Source organism: Pseudomonas sp. GV047 (genome assembly GCF_003058245.1).
GTDB lineage: Bacteria > Pseudomonadota > Gammaproteobacteria > Pseudomonadales > Pseudomonadaceae > Aquipseudomonas > Aquipseudomonas marginalis.
Map to the genome: position 1 here is coordinate 159,288 of NZ_QCWA01000009.1, position 19,124 is coordinate 178,411.

General features: G+C 62.2%; 17 protein-coding genes. 8 read left to right on the forward strand and 9 right to left on the reverse strand.

The genetic code is table 11. From position 1 onward, the window contains the following. Positions 1-48: 48 nt before the first annotated feature. Entirely contained in the window at positions 49-3,759 is a 3,711-nt protein-coding gene (gene metH / locus C8K58_RS22610) for a methionine synthase (RefSeq protein ID WP_108574345.1), read from the forward strand. 52 nt (positions 3,760-3,811) lie between these two features. Beyond that, positions 3,812-4,030, forward strand: coding sequence for a DUF2970 domain-containing protein (locus C8K58_RS22615; protein WP_027606482.1), 219 nt, complete (start codon positions 3,812-3,814; stop codon positions 4,028-4,030). Here the strand turns inward: C8K58_RS22615 and C8K58_RS22620 are convergent. Further along, on the reverse strand, positions 4,027-5,094 hold the full coding sequence (locus C8K58_RS22620) for an ABC transporter substrate-binding protein (protein WP_108574346.1): 1,068 nt from the start codon (positions 5,092-5,094) through the stop codon (positions 4,027-4,029). The genes C8K58_RS22615 and C8K58_RS22620 overlap by 4 nt on opposite strands. 422 nt (positions 5,095-5,516) lie before the next feature. Here C8K58_RS22620 and C8K58_RS22625 point away from each other — a divergent pair, with 422 nt between their 5' ends. Together C8K58_RS22625 and C8K58_RS22630 are read left to right on the forward strand one after the other, a co-directional pair. Next, positions 5,517-7,175, forward strand: a complete 1,659-nt coding sequence (locus tag C8K58_RS22625; protein ID WP_027606484.1) for a nitrite/sulfite reductase — start codon at positions 5,517-5,519, stop codon at positions 7,173-7,175. After that, complete coding sequence (locus C8K58_RS22630; RefSeq protein ID WP_003235539.1) at positions 7,159-7,653, forward strand: DUF934 domain-containing protein; 495 nt, start codon at positions 7,159-7,161, stop codon at positions 7,651-7,653. Before C8K58_RS22625 ends, C8K58_RS22630 begins: the two co-directional genes overlap by 17 nt. 40 nt (positions 7,654-7,693) lie before the next feature. On the opposite strand, the gene C8K58_RS22635 is transcribed toward C8K58_RS22630, so the two are convergent. Continuing rightward, positions 7,694-8,098: a MerR family transcriptional regulator gene (locus C8K58_RS22635; protein WP_027606485.1), complete on the reverse strand. Its 405-nt coding sequence runs from the start codon at positions 8,096-8,098 to the stop codon at positions 7,694-7,696. A 71-nt stretch (positions 8,099-8,169) separates the two neighbouring features. Here C8K58_RS22635 and C8K58_RS22640 point away from each other — a divergent pair, with 71 nt between their 5' ends. Together C8K58_RS22640 and poxB are read left to right on the forward strand one after the other, a co-directional pair. Then, complete coding sequence (locus tag C8K58_RS22640; protein WP_108574347.1) at positions 8,170-9,402, forward strand: NADH:flavin oxidoreductase/NADH oxidase family protein; 1,233 nt, start codon at positions 8,170-8,172, stop codon at positions 9,400-9,402. Positions 9,403-9,479: 77 nt separating this feature from the next. Next, a complete protein-coding gene (poxB, locus tag C8K58_RS22645) occupies positions 9,480-11,204 on the forward strand; it encodes a ubiquinone-dependent pyruvate dehydrogenase (protein WP_108574348.1) in 1,725 nt (574 codons plus the stop codon). A gap of 251 nt (positions 11,205-11,455) precedes the next feature. On the opposite strand, the gene C8K58_RS22650 is transcribed toward poxB, so the two are convergent. After that, positions 11,456-12,013, reverse strand: coding sequence for an NADPH-dependent FMN reductase (locus tag C8K58_RS22650; protein WP_092488663.1), 558 nt, complete (start codon positions 12,011-12,013; stop codon positions 11,456-11,458). A gap of 226 nt (positions 12,014-12,239) precedes the next feature. Here C8K58_RS22650 and C8K58_RS22655 point away from each other — a divergent pair, with 226 nt between their 5' ends. Next, positions 12,240-12,476: a hypothetical protein gene (locus tag C8K58_RS22655; RefSeq protein ID WP_027606489.1), complete on the forward strand. Its 237-nt coding sequence runs from the start codon at positions 12,240-12,242 to the stop codon at positions 12,474-12,476. Positions 12,477-12,539: 63 nt separating this feature from the next. On the opposite strand, the gene C8K58_RS22660 is transcribed toward C8K58_RS22655, so the two are convergent. After that, complete coding sequence (locus tag C8K58_RS22660; protein WP_074846394.1) at positions 12,540-12,884, reverse strand: hypothetical protein; 345 nt, start codon at positions 12,882-12,884, stop codon at positions 12,540-12,542. 181 nt (positions 12,885-13,065) lie between these two features. Here C8K58_RS22660 and C8K58_RS22665 point away from each other — a divergent pair, with 181 nt between their 5' ends. Next, positions 13,066-13,959, forward strand: a complete 894-nt coding sequence (locus tag C8K58_RS22665) for a LysR substrate-binding domain-containing protein (RefSeq protein WP_098479714.1) — start codon at positions 13,066-13,068, stop codon at positions 13,957-13,959. On the opposite strand, the gene C8K58_RS22670 is transcribed toward C8K58_RS22665, so the two are convergent. The 5 genes from C8K58_RS22670 to C8K58_RS22690 all read right to left on the reverse strand — a co-directional run bounded on the left by C8K58_RS22670 (position 13,956) and on the right by C8K58_RS22690 (position 19,081). Continuing rightward, a complete protein-coding gene (locus tag C8K58_RS22670) occupies positions 13,956-14,525 on the reverse strand; it encodes a GNAT family N-acetyltransferase (protein WP_027606492.1) in 570 nt (189 codons plus the stop codon). The genes C8K58_RS22665 and C8K58_RS22670 overlap by 4 nt on opposite strands. A 20-nt stretch (positions 14,526-14,545) precedes the next feature. Further along, positions 14,546-16,801, reverse strand: a complete 2,256-nt coding sequence (locus C8K58_RS22675; RefSeq protein ID WP_098479715.1) for an Orn/Lys/Arg decarboxylase N-terminal domain-containing protein — start codon at positions 16,799-16,801, stop codon at positions 14,546-14,548. 201 nt (positions 16,802-17,002) lie between these two features. After that, the gene (dnaQ, locus tag C8K58_RS22680; RefSeq protein WP_166655325.1) at positions 17,003-17,743 is read right to left on the reverse strand and encodes a DNA polymerase III subunit epsilon; all 741 of its coding nucleotides are present in this window, start codon (positions 17,741-17,743) and stop codon (positions 17,003-17,005) included. Positions 17,744-17,825: 82 nt separating this feature from the next. Further along, positions 17,826-18,278, reverse strand: a complete 453-nt coding sequence (gene rnhA / locus C8K58_RS22685) for a ribonuclease HI (RefSeq protein ID WP_003173571.1) — start codon at positions 18,276-18,278, stop codon at positions 17,826-17,828. Between the two features lie 44 nt (positions 18,279-18,322). Next, on the reverse strand, positions 18,323-19,081 hold the full coding sequence (locus C8K58_RS22690; RefSeq protein ID WP_098479716.1) for a class I SAM-dependent methyltransferase: 759 nt from the start codon (positions 19,079-19,081) through the stop codon (positions 18,323-18,325). Between the last annotated feature and the right edge of the window lie 43 nt (positions 19,082-19,124).

Here is a 19,124-nt window from a genome sequence, read left to right on the forward strand (position 1 = left end):
GGTTTGTTATGATCCACGCCCTCCGTAATGCCTGACCAGAGTAGTCCCATGTCCGATCGTAGCGCTCGTCTGCAAGCCCTTCACCACGCCCTCAAGGAACGCATCCTGATCCTCGACGGCGGCATGGGCACGATGATCCAGAGCTATAAACTGGAAGAACATGACTACCGCGGCAAACGCTTCGCCGACTGGCCGAGCGACGTCAAGGGCAACAACGACCTGCTGGTGCTCACCCGCCCGGACGTGATCGGCGGGATCGAGAAGGCCTACCTGGATGCCGGTGCCGACATCCTCGAAACCAACACCTTCAACGCCACCCGTATCTCCATGGCCGACTACGGCATGGAAGAGCTGGCCTATGAACTGAACGTCGAAGGCGCACGCCTGGCGCGCAGGATCGCCGATGCCAAGACCGCCGAGAACCCGGCCAAGCCGCGTTTCGTCGCCGGCGTCCTCGGCCCGACCAGCCGCACCTGCTCGCTGTCGCCCGATGTGAACAACCCTGGCTACCGCAACGTCACCTTCGATGAACTGGTGGAGAACTACACCGAGGCCACCAAGGGCCTGATCGAAGGCGGCGCCGACCTGATCCTGATCGAGACCATCTTCGACACCCTCAACGCCAAGGCCGCGATCTTCGCCGTGCAGGGTGTGTTCGAAGCACTCGGTATCGAATTGCCGATCATGATCTCCGGCACCATCACCGACGCCTCCGGCCGCACCCTGTCGGGCCAGACCACCGAAGCCTTCTGGAACTCGGTGGCCCACGCCAAGCCGATTTCCGTGGGCCTGAACTGCGCCCTCGGCGCCAGCGAGCTGCGCCCGTACCTGGAAGAGCTGTCCAACAAAGCCAACACCCATGTGTCCGCGCACCCCAACGCCGGCCTGCCCAATGAATTCGGCGAGTACGACGAATTGCCGTCGGAAACCGCCAAGGTCATCGAAGAGTTCGCCCAGAGCGGCTTCCTCAATATCGTCGGCGGCTGCTGCGGCACCACCCCGGGCCATATCGAAGCCATCGCCAAGGCCGTGGCCGGCTACGCGCCGCGCACCATCCCGGACATCCCCAAGGCTTGCCGCCTGTCGGGCCTGGAGCCGTTCACCATTGATCGCAGCTCGTTGTTCGTCAACGTCGGCGAGCGCACCAACATCACCGGTTCTGCGCGTTTCGCCCGCCTGATCCGCGAGGACAACTACACCGAAGCCCTGGAAGTCGCCCTGCAACAGGTGGAAGCCGGCGCCCAGGTGATCGACATCAACATGGACGAGGGCATGCTCGATTCGAAGAAGGCCATGGTGACCTTCCTCAATCTGATTGCCGGCGAGCCGGACATCTCCCGCGTACCGATCATGATCGACTCCTCCAAGTGGGAAGTGATCGAAGCCGGCCTCAAGTGCATCCAGGGCAAGGGCATCGTCAACTCCATCAGCATGAAGGAAGGCGTCGAGCAGTTCATTCATCACGCCAAGCTGTGCAAGCGCTACGGCGCCGCCGTGGTGGTGATGGCCTTCGACGAGGCCGGCCAGGCCGACACCGAAGCGCGCAAGAAGGAAATCTGCAAGCGCTCCTACGACATCCTGGTGGATGAAGTCGGCTTCCCACCGGAAGACATCATCTTCGACCCGAACATCTTCGCAGTCGCCACCGGCATCGAAGAGCACAACAACTACGCCGTCGATTTCATCAACGCCTGTGCCTATATCCGCGACGAGCTGCCGTATGCGCTGACCTCCGGTGGCGTGTCCAACGTGTCGTTCTCGTTCCGCGGCAACAACCCGGTGCGGGAGGCGATCCACTCGGTGTTCCTGCTGTATGCGATCCGCAACGGCCTGACCATGGGCATCGTCAACGCCGGCCAGCTGGAGATCTATGACCAGATCCCGGCCGAGCTGCGCGATGCCGTGGAAGACGTGGTGCTCAACCGCACCCCGGAAGGCACCGACGCCCTCCTCGCCATCGCCGACAAGTACAAGGGCGACGGCAGCGTAAAAGAAGCCGAGACCGAAGAGTGGCGCGGCTGGCCGGTCAACAAGCGCCTGGAACACGCGCTGGTCAAGGGCATCACCACCCACATCGTCGAAGACACCGAAGAGTCGCGGCAGTCGTTCGCCCGCCCGATCGAAGTGATCGAAGGCCCGCTGATGTCCGGCATGAACATCGTTGGCGACCTGTTCGGCGCCGGCAAGATGTTCCTGCCCCAGGTGGTGAAATCCGCCCGCGTGATGAAGCAGGCCGTGGCCCACTTGATCCCGTTCATCGAGCTGGAAAAAGGCGACAAGCCGGAAGCCAAGGGCAAGATCCTGATGGCCACGGTGAAGGGCGACGTGCATGACATCGGCAAGAACATCGTCGGCGTGGTACTCGGCTGCAACGGCTATGACATCGTCGACCTCGGCGTGATGGTGCCGGCGGAGAAGATCCTGCAGGTGGCCAAGGAGCAGAAGTGCGACATTATCGGGCTGTCCGGCCTGATCACGCCGTCCCTGGACGAGATGGTGCATGTGGCCCGCGAGATGCAGCGCCAGGACTTCCACCTGCCGCTGATGATCGGCGGCGCGACCACCTCCAAGGCGCACACGGCGGTGAAGATCGAGCCCAAGTACAGCAACGACGCGGTGATCTACGTCACCGACGCCTCCCGTGCGGTGGGCGTGGCCACGCAGTTGCTGTCCAAGGAATTGAAGGCCGGCTTCGTCGAGAAGACCCGCCTGGAATACATCGACGTGCGTGAACGCACCTCCAACCGCAGCGCGCGCACCGAGCGCCTGAGCTACCCGGCGGCCATCGCCAAGAAGCCGCAGTTCGACTGGAACAGCTACACGCCGGTCAAGCCCACCTTCACCGGTTCCAGGGTGCTGGACAATATCGACCTCAACGTCCTGGCCGAGTACATCGACTGGACCCCGTTCTTTATCTCCTGGGACCTGGCCGGCAAGTTCCCGCGCATCCTGACCGATGAAGTGGTGGGTGAAGCCGCCACCGCGCTGTATGCCGACGCCCAGGAAATGCTCAGGAAACTGATCGACGAAAAACTCATCAGCGCCCGTGCAGTGTTCGGTTTCTGGCCGACCAACCAGGTGCAGGACGATGACCTGGAAGTCTACGGTGAAGACGGCCAGCCGATTGCCAAACTGCACCACCTGCGCCAGCAGATCATCAAGACCGACGGCAAGCCGAACTTCTCCCTGGCCGACTTCGTCGCGCCCAAGGACAGCGGCGTGACCGACTACATCGGGGGCTTCATCACCACCGCCGGCATCGGCGCCGAGGAAGTGGCCAAGGCCTACCAGGACGCGGGCGACGACTACAACTCGATCATGGTCAAGGCCCTGGCCGACCGCCTGGCCGAGGCCTGTGCCGAGTGGCTGCACCAGCAGGTGCGCAAGGAACACTGGGGCTACGCCAAGGACGAGCAACTGGACAACGAAGCGCTGATCAAGGAGCAGTACAGCGGTATCCGCCCTGCCCCCGGTTACCCGGCGTGCCCGGACCACACCGAGAAAGCCCAGTTGTTCCAACTGCTCGACCCCGAGGCCCGCGAAATGCACGCTGGGCGCAGCGGCGTGTTCCTCACCGAGCACTACGCGATGTTCCCGGCGGCGGCGGTCAGCGGCTGGTACTTCGCCCACCCGCAGGCGCAGTACTTTGCCGTGGGCAAGGTCGACAAGGACCAGGTGACCAGCTACACCGCGCGCAAGGGCCAGGACCTGGCCGTGACCGAGCGCTGGCTGGCGCCGAACCTGGGCTACGACAACTAAGCCGGCCTGGATTGTCTATGCTGTCCCTCACACACCTTGTGTCGAGGGATGTATGGACGATCCGGTCAACAACAAGCCGCCGACCTTCTGGCAGATGCTCCACAGCGTCATGGCCGCCGCCTTTGGCGTGCAGAGCGGCAAGAATCGCGCCCGCGACTTCACCCACGGCAAGCCCAGCCACTTCGTGATCCTGGGCATTCTGTTCACAGCAGTATTCGCCTTGACGCTGTTCGGCATCGTCAAGCTGGTGCTGCACCTCGCCGGCGTCTAGCGCAGCAGCAGGTGCAGGCTGAACGGGTAACGATAGGACACGGGCTTGCCCTGGGCGGACAACGCGCGGAAATCCACCGAGGGTGTCGGCCCCAACAAGCGCCGCGCCTGGCCGGCATCGATCAATTGGAATAGCGCCAACTGCCGGTCGCGTCCGCCATAGGCGCCAATGTCCAGGCCCTTGGCATCGTCATGGACCAACACCATGGCCCAGCCGCCCACGGTGAAATGCCCGGCGACCAGGGACGACAAGCGTCCATCCAGGCGTGCCTGCAGGATCTCCGGCGAGCTGTTGAGCGCGCTGAACAGCACGTCCCTGCCCGGTAACCGCCCACTGCCCTGCAGCGCCTGCATGGCGCCCAGCGCCATCTGATCGTTGGCCGACCACACCAGCGCCGTCTGCGGGTAGCGCTTGAACAGTTGCTTCGCTTGTTCGAAGGCGCGTTCGCGGTTCCATTCGCCGTAGACCAACTGACGCAGGCGCACCTCGGGATGCTCGGCCAGCGCCCGACGCATGCCGCGCTCACGCAATTGCGCCCCCGGGGTGGACTTGGTCCCGGAAAACGCCAACAGGTCGAGGGGCTCGCCCGGCGCAACCGGACCGTGCTGGCGCAACAGATCACGGAGCATCAGGTAGCCAGCCTGTTCATCGTCAGCCACCAGGCTGCCGATCAAACGGATGCCACGGCGGGTTCCCAGCAATTGCGCCTGATCGGAGGTCAGCGCGCTGTTCACCAGCAGCAGCTTGACGCCACTTCCCTCGGCCATGCGCAGGATCTGCGGTGCAACGTACTGCTCATTCACCAGCACCAGGTAATCAGGCCGCTGGCTGCCTTGCAGCACCTCACGCGCCTGGGCCAGCGTGTTGCCGGCATCACGCTCGCCATAACGCACGCGCAAGTCCAGGCCGAGGTCCTTGGCGGCGGCCTGCATGAATTGCGCATAGCTGACCCAGAAGGTTTCCGTCGCCATGCCCGGATTGAGAAACACCACCGACGTTGCATGAGCCATCGCCCCACACGTCGATCCCAGCAACCAGACACACGTAATCAACACCTTCAACATGGATGCTTGAGCCTCGAAAATAGGCCGCCATGATAGTGGCAATGCCTGAACCAATCGAGGGTCAATCAACGTCCTTTATTGGTGGCTGACCCAGAATACGGCCGTTCCCACCACCAGAATGATCAGGAACAGAATGGCCCAGGCATCAACGGTACTGTCAGGTTTACGGGCTTTGGTCGGATTGCTCATTGCATCGCCTCTTGTCGGTTTTATAGGTGATTGCACTCAAACACGCTCACAGTAAAGTTCACGATTGCCCGCATGACAAATGTGGGTATCACGATAACCCTTCTCATTAGTCATTTTGGTTATGTGCATATACTCAAACATCACTTTTGCGCATAAACGCAAACTGGTATCGTGCGCCGGCTCCGTTGGGAGTGCGCGGCCGTGCGCGCAGATTTGCCGAGAACAGGACCTATATGTACGTATACGACGAATACGATCAGCGCATCATCGAGGACCGCGTCAAGCAGTTCCGTGATCAGACCCGACGCTACCTAGCAGGTGAACTGAGCGAAGAAGAGTTCCGCCCTCTGCGCCTGCAAAATGGCCTTTATGTCCAGCGCTTTGCGCCGATGCTGCGGGTGGCCGTGCCTTATGGCCAACTGACTTCGCGCCAGACCCGCATGATGGCCAAGATTGCCCGCGACTTCGACAAAGGCTATGCCCACATCAGTACCCGCCAGAACGTGCAGTTCAACTGGCCGGCCCTGGAAGATGTGCCGGATATCCTGGCTGAACTGGCCACCGTGCAGATGCACGCCATTCAGACCAGCGGTAACTGCCTGCGCAACGTGACCACCGACCAATTCGCCGGGGTTGCCGCCGACGAGCTGATCGACCCACGCCCGTGGTGTGAAATCGTCCGCCAGTGGACCACCTTCCACCCCGAATTCGCCTACCTGCCGCGCAAGTTCAAGATCGCCATCAATGGCTCGACCTCGGACCGTGCCGCCATCGAAGTACACGATATCGGCCTGGAGCCGGTGTACAACGCGGCCGGCGAGCTGGGTTTCCGTGTCCTGGTGGGTGGCGGCCTGGGCCGTACCCCGGTGGTGGGTGCGTTCATCAACGAGTTCCTGCCATGGCAGGACCTGCTGAGCTACCTCGACGCCATCCTGCGCGTCTACAACCGCTACGGCCGTCGTGACAACAAATACAAGGCGCGGATCAAGATCCTCGTCAAAGCGCTGACCCCTGAGGTGTTCGCCCAGAAAGTCGACGCCGAGATGGAGCACCTGCGCGGCGGCCAGACCACCCTGACCGAAGCCGAAGTGCACCGTGTGGCCAAGCACTTCGTCGATCCTGAGTACAAGGCCCTGGGCAACCAGGATGCCGAGCTCGCAGCGCTCGACCAGCAGCACCCAGGCTTCGCCCGCTGGCGCACCCGCAACACCCTGGCGCACAAAAAGCCGGGCTATGTGGCGGTGACCCTGTCACTGAAACCGACCGGTGTTGCACCGGGTGACATCACCGACAAGCAGCTGGACGCCGTCGCCGACCTGGCCGAGCGCTACAGCTTCGGCCAGCTGCGCACCTCCCACGAGCAGAACATCATCCTCGCGGACGTTGAGCAGAGCCAATTGTTCACCCTGTGGGGCGAGCTGCGCGAAGGCGGTTTCGCCACGCCGAACATCGGCCTGCTGACCGACATCATCTGCTGCCCGGGCGGCGATTTCTGCTCCCTGGCCAACGCCAAGTCGATCCCGATTGCCGAATCGATCCAGCGCCGTTTCGACGACCTGGACTACCTGTTCGACATCGGCGAGCTGGACCTGAACATCTCCGGTTGCATGAACGCCTGTGGTCACCACCACGTCGGCCACATCGGCATCCTGGGCGTGGACAAGAAAGGCGAAGAATTCTACCAAGTGTCCCTGGGTGGCAGCGCCAGCCGCGATGCGAGCCTGGGCAAGATCCTCGGCCCGTCCTTCGCCCAGGAAGCCATGCCCGAGGTGATCGGCAAGCTGATCGACGTGTACATCGAACAGCGCACCGAAGATGAGCGTTTCATCGACACCTACCAGCGCATCGGCATTGACCTGTTCAAGGAGCGCGTCTATGCAGCGAATCATTAAGAACAACGAAGTCCTCGACGAAACCTGGCACCTGCTGCCCAAGGATGCGAGCTTCGACGGCATCTCCAACTGCGACGACCTGATCGTGCCGCTGGCGCTGTGGCGCGAACACGGCCACGCGCTCAAGGCCCGCGACGGCGGCCTGGGTGTGTGGCTGGACGCCGATGAAGAAGCCGAAGAGATCGGCGCTGACGTGGAGCACTTCCAGGTCATCGCCCTGAACTTCCCGGCCTTCACCGACGGTCGCAACTATTCCAACGCACGCCTGCTGCGTGACCGCTACGGTTACAAAGGCGAGCTGCGGGCCATTGGCGACGTGCTGCGCGACCAGTTGTTCTACCTGCGCCGTTGCGGGTTCGATGCCTTCGCCTTGCGCGCCGACAAAGACCCGTACGAAGCACTGGAAAGCCTCAAGGACTTCTCGGTGACGTACCAGGCTGCAACGGATGAACCGCTGCCGCTGTTCCGTCGTCGCTGAGTCTGCACAAATGAAAAAGCCCTGGCATGCCAGGGCTTTTTTATGAGTTGAGCTTGATCGACGCTAGCACCTGCTTCTGCCCCATCGAACACGGCACACCTTCCGGTTGCGCGCGTACCGCGTCGATCACCCCGACTAACTGCGCCTTGCTGTGCGCCAGTTGCGCCTGCATCGCTTCAATCTGCTCGACCTTGCGCTCGAGCGCCTCGATCAGCTCGGCGCGCTTGTGCTCGCCGGGGGCCGGCATCAGCGCCTTGAGTTCCTGCAAGGTGAAACCGGCCTGCTGCGCGCTCTGAATCAAGCGCAGCGTCTGCAAGGCCTCCGGTGCATAACGGCGATAGCCATTGGCCTGGCGCCCCACCTGGCTGATCAACCCTTCTGCTTCATAGAAGCGGATACGCGACGCCGCCAGCCCGCTCTGTTTTGCCAGCTCTCCAATATTCATCAAAACGCCTGCTTGACATTAAAGTTAACTTTAAGCTTAGCCTGAGGCCTCCCCTGCTCAGGAGTCAACCCATGTCACCCTTTGAACCCTTGCAACTGCCCAATGGCCAGGTCCTCGCCAACCGTATCGCCAAGGCGGCGATGGAAGAAAACATGGCGGATGCGCAACAGGCGCCCTCCCGCGAATTGAAGCAGTTGTACAAGACCTGGGCGGACGGCGAGCCCGGCCTGCTGCTGACCGGCAATGTGATGATCGACCGCCGCGCCATGACCGGCCCCGGCGGCGTTGCCCTCGAAGACGAACAGCACCTGGACAGCTTTCGCGAGTGGGCCGCCGTGGCCCGCGACAAGGGCGTGCACTTTTGGGTACAGCTCAGCCATCCGGGTCGCCAGACCATGGCCAACCTCGGCCAGCAGGCCCTGGCGCCCTCCGCGATTGCACTGGACCTCGGCGGCTTTTCGAAGATGTTCGCCAAGCCCAGGGCCATGACCGAAGACGACATTCAAGACGTGATCAAACGCTTCGCCACCAGCGCACGCCTGGCCGAGAAAGCCGGGTTCACCGGGGTGCAGATCCACGGCGCGCACGGCTACCTGCTCAGCCAGTTTCTCTCCCCACTCAGCAACCAACGCACTGACCGTTGGGGCGGCCCCCTGGAAAACCGCGCACGCCTGCTGCTGGAAGTGATCCACGCCGTGCGTGCCAACGTCAGTCCTTCATTCTGTGTGGCGGTCAAACTCAACTCGGCCGACTTCCAGCGCGGCGGCTTCGACGCCAACGACGCGCGCGCCGTGGTCGAGCTGCTCAACCCGCTGCCCATCGACCTGCTGGAATTATCCGGCGGCAGCTACGAAGCCCCGGCCATGCAAGGCGAAGCACGGGACGGCCGCACCCTGGCCCGCGAAGCGTATTTCCTGGAGTTCGCCAAGGAACTGGCGACCATCGCCAAGATGCCGCTGATGGTCACCGGCGGCATTCGCCGCCTGCCCATCGTGCAACAAGTGCTGGACAGCGGTATCGCCATGGCCGGCATCGCTACCGCCCTGACCCTGGAACCGCAACTGATCAAGCACTGGCACGAGGGTCGCGACCTCAACCCGCAACTCAAGCCGATCAGCTGGAAACGCAAACCCTTGGCCGCCCTCGCCACCCTGGCCGTGGTGCGGGACCAGATGCGCCGCCTGAGTCGTGGCCGTATGCCTAAACCCAATGTCGTGCCATGGCTGGCGCTGGCGTGTGACCAATGGTTTATCGCCCGGCGCACCCGGCAATACCGCGCGGCCATGACGCAATCTTCACATTAAAGACGGAGCATTCGCCGTGATCGAACTGTCCCCTATTGATCAGCTGCTTTTAACCTCACTGACGATTGGAGTTCTTCATGGCGAAAATCAACCTGGCCCAGCAATTGGCGACCACCCTTGAACAGGCGGGCATCAAGCGTATCTGGGGCCTGACCGGCGACAGCCTCAACGGCCTCACCGACGCCCTGCGTACCATGGACAGCATCGAGTGGATGCATGTACGTCACGAAGAAGTCGCCGCCTTCGCTGCCGGTGCCGAAGCTGCAGCCACTGGCGAACTGACCGTATGCGCTGGCAGCTGCGGGCCGGGCAACCTGCACTTGATCAATGGCCTGTTCGATTGCCATCGCAACCATGTGCCGGTGCTGGCGATTGCCGCACAAATCCCCTCCTCCGAGATCGGCCTGAATTACTTCCAGGAGACTCATCCCCAGGAACTGTTCAAGGAGTGCAGCCACTTTATCGAGCTGGTCACCAACCCCGAACAGATGCCGCACGTGCTGCACCGCGCCATGCGTTCGGCGATCCTCAACCGCGGCGTGGCGGTGGTGGTGATTCCGGGGGACGTATCGTTGCTGGAAGTCGAAGACAAGCTCAAGCCCTGGCCGGCCCTGCACGCACCGCGTACCCTGCCGGCGGAACAGGACCTGCAGCGCCTGACCGAGATCCTTGAAAGCAGCGAGAAAGTCACCCTGCTGTGCGGCAGTGGCTGCGCCGGCGCCCATGATCAAGTGGTGGCCCTGGCCGACACGCTGGGGGCACCGGTGGTGCACGCCCTGCGCGGCAAGGAGCATGTGGAATGGGACAACCCATTTGATGTGGGCATGACCGGCCTGATCGGCTTCAGCTCCGGCTACCACGCCATGCTCGACTGCGACACGCTGATCATGCTCGGCACTGACTTTCCGTACCGCCAGTTCTACCCCACCGATGCCAAAATCATCCAGGTCGACCGCAACCCGCAGGCCCTGGGCCGTCGCGCCACGCTGGACCTGGGCATCGCTGCCGATGTGAGCGAGACCCTCGACGCGCTGCTGCCGCGCCTGACCCGCAAGACCGACCGCAGCTTCCTCGAGACCTCGCTGAAGCACTACGAAAAAGCCCGCCAAGGCCTGGACGACCTGGCGCAACCGTCAAAGGCCAACCGGCCGATCCACCCGCAATACGTGGCGCGCCTGCTCAGCGAACTGGCGGACGACGATGCAATCTTCACCGCCGACGTGGGCTCGCCGACCGTGTGGGCGGCGCGCTACCTGAAGATGAATGGCAAGCGTCGCCTGATCGGTTCGTTCAACCACGGCTCCATGGCCAATGCCATGCCCCAGGCGATCGGTGCCCAGGCGGCCTTTCCTGGGCGCCAGGTGATCTCGATGTCCGGCGACGGCGGGTTTGCCATGCTGATGGGGGATTTCATTTCACTGGCGCAGTTGAACCTGCCCGTCAAAGTCATCGTGTTCGATAACTCGTCCCTGGGCTTTGTCGCCATGGAAATGAAGGCTGCGGGCTATCTGGATGCCGGCACCGAGCTGAAAAACCCGGACTTCGCCGCCATGTCCAACGCCATGGGCATCCTCGGCATTCGCGTGGAGCAATCCGAAGACCTGGAACCGGCCCTGCGCCGCGCCCTGGCCCACAATGGCCCGGTGCTGGTGGATGTGGTGACGGCCACCCAGGAACTGGTAATGCCGCCGAGCATCAAGCTGGAACAGGCCAAGGGGTTCAGCCTGTACATGCTCAAGGCGGTGATGAGTGGGCGTGGAGATGAAGTGATCGAGTTGGCGCGGACTAACTGGTTGCGCTGATCCAATACTGAGGGAGCGGGCAAGCCCTAACTCCAGTCAGTTAAACCTGTAGTGAGCGGGCTTGCCCCGCGCTGGGCTGCGCAGCAGCCCCGAAACACAGCCCCGGACCTGCCTGGCACACTGCAGCGCTCTTATTGGGGCTGCTGCGCAGCCCAGCGCGGGGCAAGCCCGCTCACCACAGTTACAGTGTTCATCCTTAACTGACTGGCGTCAGGGCTCGCCCCCTCCCACAGTGGACAATGGGCGCCGATTCAAGCTGTCTGTTTTTCTACCCATTTGCCGTAGGCATCAATAAATGCCTGCAGGAACGGCCTGGTCTTTTCCGACACCTTGCCGGCGTCGTCGAACACGCTGCCCGCTCCGCCCAGGTAGGCTTCCGGCTGCTGCATGCATGGCACATCGAGGAACACCAGGGACTGGCGCAGATGGTGGTTGGCGCCAAAACCGCCAACGGCGCCCGGCGATACGCTGATGATCGCTCCCGGCTTGCCACTCCAGGCGCTTTGGCCATACGGACGGGAGCCGACGTCAATCGCATTCTTCAATGGCGCGGGTACGGAGCGGTTGTACTCCGGCGTCACAAACAACACCGCGTCGGATGAACGTACCTGCTGACGGAAAGTACTGTAGGCTGCGGGCGGTGATGCCCCATCGATGTCCTCGTTGTAGAGCGGCAAATCGCCAATTTCCACAATGTTTAACTTCAGGTTGGCGGGGGCCAGTTCGGCCAGTGCCAGGGCGACCTTGCGGTTGATCGAGTCTTTTCTCAGGCTGCCAACCAGGACGGCAATCGTGTAGACCTTGCTCATTGGGTTTCTCGACGTCTGACTAAGGGAGCTTGTAGTTATAAAGGCTTCGCAGTGCGTTCACCAGAAGGTTTTGATAATCCTCCAGACGTTTGGCCCGCGATTTGATGCGTAGGAACCGTCTGAAAATGTCAGCGAATAGTATTTTTTTTCAATAGGTAAACTCCCCCTCTTTATGACGGTCTACAGCACCGCGAATTGAGTGTTTATCTCCAGAGGTTCTAAACAGATGGCAGCAGTACTAGTCGGACAGTTTCATGCCAGAGACGCAGAAGGACGCGTGTATTCGGTGCATGAGTTCCAGGAATCCAACCCGGCGCAAGGCGACCTGGCTGGCTCGGCACCCACCACCACCTACAAGCTGGCCATTGGCGACCGGGTAGAAAAACTCGAAGGCGATGAGTTCAAACTGATTCAGTCGGGGACCATTATCGTCCGCGAATCGCAGACCACCCTCGCCTCATAAGCTTGATCGCCCAGGCGTACCTGCTCAGTCCCGGCCATTGACGGCATCGACTGGGCCGGGCGGTCACGGGCTGCGAATTTCCGTCACTTCAAGCCCCGACTCACCGTCCACTTGCTTGAGCGTCACCATCAACCGGCCCCGCTCGCCTTCCACCGCGTACATCACCCGCCTGTAGCCCGGCGAGTTGTACCCCGGATACGCCACCACCTGCTTGACCTGCGTCATGCCCAGCACCGTGCCGACCTGCGCGGCGACTTGCTCCTGGGCACGGATAAATGCCTCAAGCGTGAGGTTTTCCGGGGCCGATTCATCGTGATTGCTGAAGAGATAAGCAGCCACGCACCCTACGGTCACCAGGACCAGCAGTTGCTTGACCGTTACCCCGAGAACTGTCGAGGGCAGAGGCATATGAGACCAGACCTGTTTTTGTTGTATGTGCCGGTAATCGGCATTGGTCGTTGATGATCAGACTCGCCATTCTAGTGAGGTCCTGGCTGAACGCCAGCGACATACGCGACCCGCACTGTCTTTTTTGCGCACGACGGCATGCGCCATTGAATCCCCTCTGCGCTGCACATAGACTCCGGCCATGCGTTTACGTCATATCGAAGTGATTCAGGCCATCCTGCAGACCGGACACCTCGGCACCGCCGCCGAATGGTTGCAACTTCCCGTGGGCGATGTAGACGCGGCCCTCAAGGAGGCCGAGCAGCAATTGGGCTTCATGCTGTTTGCCAGTGTGCGCGGGCGTTTGCAGGCGACACGGGAAACCCTGGAACTGCAGGCAGAAATGGCCCATGTGTACGAAGCCCTGGAACCGGTGCAACGCCTGGCCAGCCGCTTGAAACACCATCACGCCCCCACCCTGCGCGCCTTGTGCACGCCGCCCCTGGCCAATCAACTGCTGCCCCAGAGCATCGCGCTGCTGCGCCGGCGCTTCCAGGACACGCCGTGCAACCTGTCGAGCCAGCCAACCCGGGAAATCGTGCGCAGCCTGCTGCTGCACGAGGCCGAGGTGGGCCTGAGCCTGCATGACCCGGAACACCCGCAAATCCACAGCACGGTGCTGGCCCAAGGCAAATTGCAATTGCTGGCGCCCCACGGCTGGCTCAAGCCCAAGCAGAAGTACATTGCGCTGCAGGACCTGGCCGGGCAAGCGATGATCGGGCTCGAAGGACACGACCCGCTCAGCCGCCTGCTGGACGCCAAGCTGCAAGCCTTGCGCCCGCTGCCGGTGGTGCAGACGCGGGTGCAGACCTACCAGATGATGCGCAGCATGGTGGAAGCCGGCGAAGGCCTGGCGATTGTCGACCCGTTCACCGCCTTTGGCGCACGCGAGGCGGGCCTGGATACATGCCCGGTGTCGCCGCCGATCCTGGTCAGCCTGTATGCGCTGACACTCAAGGATGGCGTGACCTCGCCTGCGCTGAATGCGTTACTGGAGATCGTCACGCAAAAGGCCCAGGGCCTGCTGGAAAGTTAACGCCGCTCGGCATCGGTCTTGAACAACCGATACCAGAAAATCGCCACTTCACGGGTTTGCGGGTCGATGCCGCGATAGCGCAGGTGGTCGATCCCGCCCATCACGTAGCCGCAACGCTCATACAGTCGGCAGGCGCCCAGGTTGTTGTTCTGGGTCTCCAGCATCATGCCCGGCAGGTTTTTCTTGCGGCTCCAGAACTGCGCCACATCCAGCAGCGCCTTGGCCACCCCGTGCCGACGGGCAGGCAAGGCCACCGCCAGTTCGTCAACGTGGGCAAAGCCGTTCCAATTGGTGCTGACCACGATATGCCCGACCGCACGATCATCCAGGTAGGCCATGAAGATCGCACTGTCCGGCGCATCGCGAAAACTGGCGAATTCTTCCGGGTCGATGCCATAGCACTTGCGGTACGGCACGATGCGCTCCACGGGCCATTGATCGACCCGCCTGCCCATCTCCGGCACGCCATAGGCACTGACCTCAAAGCTGAAATCATTGCCCCACACGTAGGCGTCGAAGCCCTCGTCGGCGACCCGCACACTGAGCCCTGGATACTTCGGGTTCATTACAGCTTGCATAAACATCCTTAACCCTTGATGCAATCGACGGTGTAACAACGACCACTGCCGTCATCTTCGTGTTGTAGCCCGTGAACATCGGCAACAAAACCGGGGAAACTGCTATCGAACGTCCGGGCAAACGCCAGGTAGTCGATGATCGACCGGGTCGACTCGGTAAAGCGCTCGCCTGGCATGATCAACGGAATCCCCGGCGGATAAGGCACCAGCATCACGGCTGCAATGCGTCCTGGCAAGGCATCAATGGACACGGCCTCTACCTCGCCCCTTACCAATTGGTCGTAGGCGTCGGCGGGTTTCATCGCGATTTCCGGCAACACCGTGTACATGCGCTTGAGGTGCCTGGCGGTGGCGTTGCTGCGGTAACAGCCGTGCAATTGATCACACAGGTCGCGCAAACCCAGGCCCTGATAGCGAGCCGGGCCCTGGGCAAACACCGATGGCAAACAACTGGCGAGGCTGACATTCCCGTCGTAACTGCGCTTGAACTCAAGCAACTCGGTGAGCAAGGTACTCCATTTGCCCTTGGTGATGCCCATGGAAAACAACACGAGGAACGAATACAGCCCGGTCTTTTCCACCACCAGCCCACGCTCCCAGAGGAATTTGCTGACCACCGCGGCGGGAATCCCGCGCTCGCTCAAGGCGCCGCCGGCGGTGAGGCCGGGCATCACCAGGGTCACTTTGATCGGGTCCAGCAGCACGTAGTCTTCGGCCACGTCACCAAAGCCGTGCCAGTCATCCTGCGGCAGCAACAGCCAATCCGCGGTGGCGACGCGGTCGATGCCCGCCACCGACGGCGGCTGCCAGATGGAGAACCACCAATCTTCGGCGGCAATGTGTTGGCGCAGGTTAGCCAGGGCGCGGCGAAAACTCAGGGCCTCGTCGAACATTTCCTGCAGCAGCGAGCGCCCGGCCGGGCCCTCCATCATCGCCGAGGCGACGTCCAGGGAGGCGATGATGCTGTACTGCGGCGACGTGGAGATGTGCATCATGAAGGCTTCATTGAAACGGTCGCGGTCCAGTTGGCGCGCGCCGCCGTCCTGCACATGGATCATCGAGGCCTGGCTGAACGCCGCCAGCAGCTTGTGGGTGGAGTGGGTGGTGAACACCAGCGGGCTGTCCGGGGTACGGGAGGTGCCCATGCCGTAACGGCCGGCAAAGAACTCGTGGAACGCCGCGTAGGCATACCAGGCTTCGTCGAAGTGCAGCACCTCGACACTGTTGCCCAATTGCTGCTTGATCAGCTCGGCGTTGTAGCACAGGCCGTCGTAGGTGGAGTTGGTGACCACGGCCAGCTTCACCTTGGGGGGCCGGCCACGGGTCAAGGGGCTGGCGTCGATCTTGGCGCGGATCGATTCCGGGCTGAACTCGCTCAGGGGAATCGGACCGATGATGCCCAGTTCGTTGCGCTCCGGGCACAGGTACAGCGGGATGGCACCGGTCATGATGATCGAATGCAACACCGACTTGTGGCAGTTGCGGTCCACCAGCACCAGGTCATCGCGCCCGACCATGGAGTGCCAGACGATCTTGTTGGCGGTGGACGTGCCGTTGATCACGAAAAAGGTATGGTCGGCGCCGAAGTTGCGCGCGGCACGGGCTTCGGCTTCAGCCAGGGGCCCGGTGTGATCCAGCAGCGAGCCCAGTTCGGGCACCGAGACCGACAAGTCCGAACGCAGGGTGTTCTCCCCGAAGAACTGATGAAACGCCTGCCCCACCGGACTTTTGCGATAGGCCACGCCACCGCCATGGCCGGGGGTGTGCCAGGAATAGTTGGAGTCGGCGGTGTGTTGCACCAGCGCCTTGAAGAATGGCGGCAACAGGCCATCCAGGTAAGTGCGGGCAGCACGGGCCACCTGGCGGGCGAGAAACGGTACGGTGTCTTCGAACAGGTAGAGAATGCCGCGCAGCTGGTTGAGTTCGCTCATGGCATCGGCCGGGGCGTTTTCCAGGGTGACCTGCTCGCCCAGGGCAAAGATCGGCAGGTTCGGCGCCCGCAGGCGCGCCAGGCGGATCAGCTCGACCATGTTTTGCAGCAGGTGGGTATTCTCACCGGCGCCTTCGGCCGCGATCAGCATGCACGCCAGGCCGTGATGGGTCGACGCCACCAGCCGGCCTTCGGCGTAGTCCACGGCGGAAAAGATACTGAAGCCCTCTTGTTCCAACTCCCGGGCGATGCCGCGAACCCGGTCGCCGGCAACGGTGTCGGCCTTGATGTCGCGGTGCACGATAAGCACGGGGAACTTCAGGTCTTTGTACATGAGGGCGTGTAGTCCTGAGGGCTATGCACTCAAGGGTAGAAGCTCGGGGACGATGACGCGAATGAAGATTCTGAAAGCAACGGAGATCAACTGTGGGAGGGGGCTTGCTCCCGATGACGGTATGCCAGCTCATATTTGATTGGCTGATACACCGCTTCGGGGGCAAGCCCCCTCCCACATTTTGATCATACCTACGCAGGGCTATTGTTGTGTTAGCTGGGTCCACAACGCCGGCGCACCCGCCGACTTGGCGATAGCCTCCAACCGCTCCGCATGCTCGGCCAGATCCTGCTCGCTGGCGCGAATGATGGTGGTGGGCTTGCGATCGGCTGGCAGGCGGCGGATTTCCGAAGGGCGGTTGCCGGAGCCTTCCGCCGAGCCACTGCCGTCGGAGGCGTTGCCGGCCAGGGACAGGCTGGTCTGCCCGCCGGTCATGGTCAGGTAAACGTCGGCGAGAATCTCGGAGTCGAGCAAGGCGCCGTGGAGTTCACGGCCGGAGTTGTCGACGCCATAACGCTTGCACAAGGCATCGAGGCTGTTGCGCTGGCCCGGGTGACGCTCACGGGCCATCATCAGGGTGTCGAGGATCGAGCAGTGCTGGGAAATGTCCGCGCGATCCATCTGCCCCATCAGGGCAAATTCGTTATTGATGAAGCCGACGTCGAACGCCGCGTTATGGATGATCAACTGGGCGCCGTTGATGAACTCGAAGAACTCATCGGCCACTTCGGCGAAACGCGGCTTGCCCTTGAGGAACTCGTCGGTGATGCCGTGGACGCCGATGGCGCCTTCGTCACTGTCGCGGTCCGGTTGCAGGTAGACGTGAAAGTGACGACCGGTGAGGCGCCGACCCATGAGTTCGACACAGCCGATTTCAATGATCCGGTGGCCGTCGGTCACCGGCATGCCGGTGGTTTCGGTATCGAGTACAACAGATCGGATCGCCATCAGGGTTCAGCTCTCAACGGTGTGGTGTGCAGTGTGGTGTGAGTCAAGGAGCGCGATGTTAACACGTCGGCCAGCATCAGCTCTGCTTGTAGCCCCGCACTTCGTCCACACCTCTATTGGCAAGCTGGTCGGCGCGCTCGTTCCCCGGATGGCCGATGTGCCCACGCACCCATTTCCAGGTGATGTCATGGCGGTTGCATTGCTCATCGAGCAATTGCCACAGGTCGGCATTCTTGACCGGCTCCTTGGCCGCGGTCTTCCAGCCGCGCTTCTTCCAGTTGACCATCCACTCGTTGATACCTTTCATCACGTATTGCGAGTCGGTGACCAGCAGCACGTTGCAGCGGCGCTTGAGTTCTTCCAGGCCGCGAATGGCGCCCATCAGTTCCATGCGGTTGTTGGTGGTGTTGGCTTCGCCGCCCCACAACTCTTTCTCTACGCCCTTGCACACCAGCAAGGCGCCCCAGCCGCCGGGGCCGGGGTTGCCCTTGCAGGCGCCATCGGTGAAGAGTTCTACGCTATCGGTCATCGGTTACATCCATCAAGACGGGCAGGTCTGAAATCAAAAAAGTTCTACGGTTCGCTTTGCGTGCGGTTGACCTTGGCCATCGGCATCGGCACCAGTTTGCCCATGGGCTGGCGCAGCACCTGGCGCACCGGCCGCAGCCCGACCACGATCTTGCGCGCCACCAATAAATAGAAGCCGCCACCCGACAGTTGCCAGGCGCCCGCGCGACGTTCCCAACCGGCCAGGCGGCCTTGCCACTTGGCCGAGGCAAGCGGCGGACGATAGCACCCGAAGCGGCGTTTCTCCAGCGCGAAGCCCAGCAGGTTCAGCCAGTCCCCGACCCGTGATGGCGAGATGCAGCGCGCCTGGCGCAGGCCATCATGGGCGAACACATGGCGCAGGCCCCAGCTGCTCCAAGGGTTAATGCCGACAATCAGCAAATGGCCGCCAGGGCGCACGCTGCTCGCCGCTTCACGCAGCAGACCGTGGGGCGACAGGCAGAAATCCAGGCCATGCTGCAACACCACCACATCGGCGGCGTGCTCGCTCAATGGCCAGGCCTGTTCTTCGCAGACAATCTCCACCCCCGGCAACGGCGCGCCCAGGCGCACATTGCGTTGCACCTGGGGCGCGGCGGGCGGGGTCTGGGCCGACGGACCGTAATGCACCAGGTAGCCGCCAAAGAAACGACCCAACTCGTCTTCGAGCATGCGCCGCTCTTCATCCAGCAAAAATTGCCCGATGGGCCCGGACAGCCATTCACGGGCTGCGCCGATCAGGGCCAGCCACTCAGGATCGGCCTGGGCGAACGCTTTATCAGTCATTGCATTCTCCAACTCGCCTAGACGTTCTAAGATGCACCAATGT

Coding starts and splice junctions, on each gene's coding strand:
- metH (WP_108574345.1), top strand. CDS start 49: ATGTCCGATCGTAGCGCTCGTCTGCAAGCCCTTCACCACGCCCTCAAG.
- C8K58_RS22615 (WP_027606482.1), top strand. CDS start 3,812: ATGGACGATCCGGTCAACAACAAGCCGCCGACCTTCTGGCAGATGCTC.
- C8K58_RS22620 (WP_108574346.1), bottom strand. CDS start 5,094: ATGTTGAAGGTGTTGATTACGTGTGTCTGGTTGCTGGGATCGACGTGT.
- C8K58_RS22625 (WP_027606484.1), top strand. CDS start 5,517: ATGTACGTATACGACGAATACGATCAGCGCATCATCGAGGACCGCGTC.
- C8K58_RS22630 (WP_003235539.1), top strand. CDS start 7,159: ATGCAGCGAATCATTAAGAACAACGAAGTCCTCGACGAAACCTGGCAC.
- C8K58_RS22635 (WP_027606485.1), bottom strand. CDS start 8,098: ATGAATATTGGAGAGCTGGCAAAACAGAGCGGGCTGGCGGCGTCGCGT.
- C8K58_RS22640 (WP_108574347.1), top strand. CDS start 8,170: ATGTCACCCTTTGAACCCTTGCAACTGCCCAATGGCCAGGTCCTCGCC.
- poxB (WP_108574348.1), top strand. CDS start 9,480: ATGGCGAAAATCAACCTGGCCCAGCAATTGGCGACCACCCTTGAACAG.
- C8K58_RS22650 (WP_092488663.1), bottom strand. CDS start 12,013: ATGAGCAAGGTCTACACGATTGCCGTCCTGGTTGGCAGCCTGAGAAAA.
- C8K58_RS22655 (WP_027606489.1), top strand. CDS start 12,240: ATGGCAGCAGTACTAGTCGGACAGTTTCATGCCAGAGACGCAGAAGGA.
- C8K58_RS22660 (WP_074846394.1), bottom strand. CDS start 12,884: ATGCCTCTGCCCTCGACAGTTCTCGGGGTAACGGTCAAGCAACTGCTG.
- C8K58_RS22665 (WP_098479714.1), top strand. CDS start 13,066: ATGCGTTTACGTCATATCGAAGTGATTCAGGCCATCCTGCAGACCGGA.
- C8K58_RS22670 (WP_027606492.1), bottom strand. CDS start 14,525: ATGAACCCGAAGTATCCAGGGCTCAGTGTGCGGGTCGCCGACGAGGGC.
- C8K58_RS22675 (WP_098479715.1), bottom strand. CDS start 16,801: ATGTACAAAGACCTGAAGTTCCCCGTGCTTATCGTGCACCGCGACATC.
- rnhA (WP_003173571.1), bottom strand. CDS start 18,278: ATGACCGATAGCGTAGAACTCTTCACCGATGGCGCCTGCAAGGGCAAC.
- C8K58_RS22690 (WP_098479716.1), bottom strand. CDS start 19,081: ATGACTGATAAAGCGTTCGCCCAGGCCGATCCTGAGTGGCTGGCCCTG.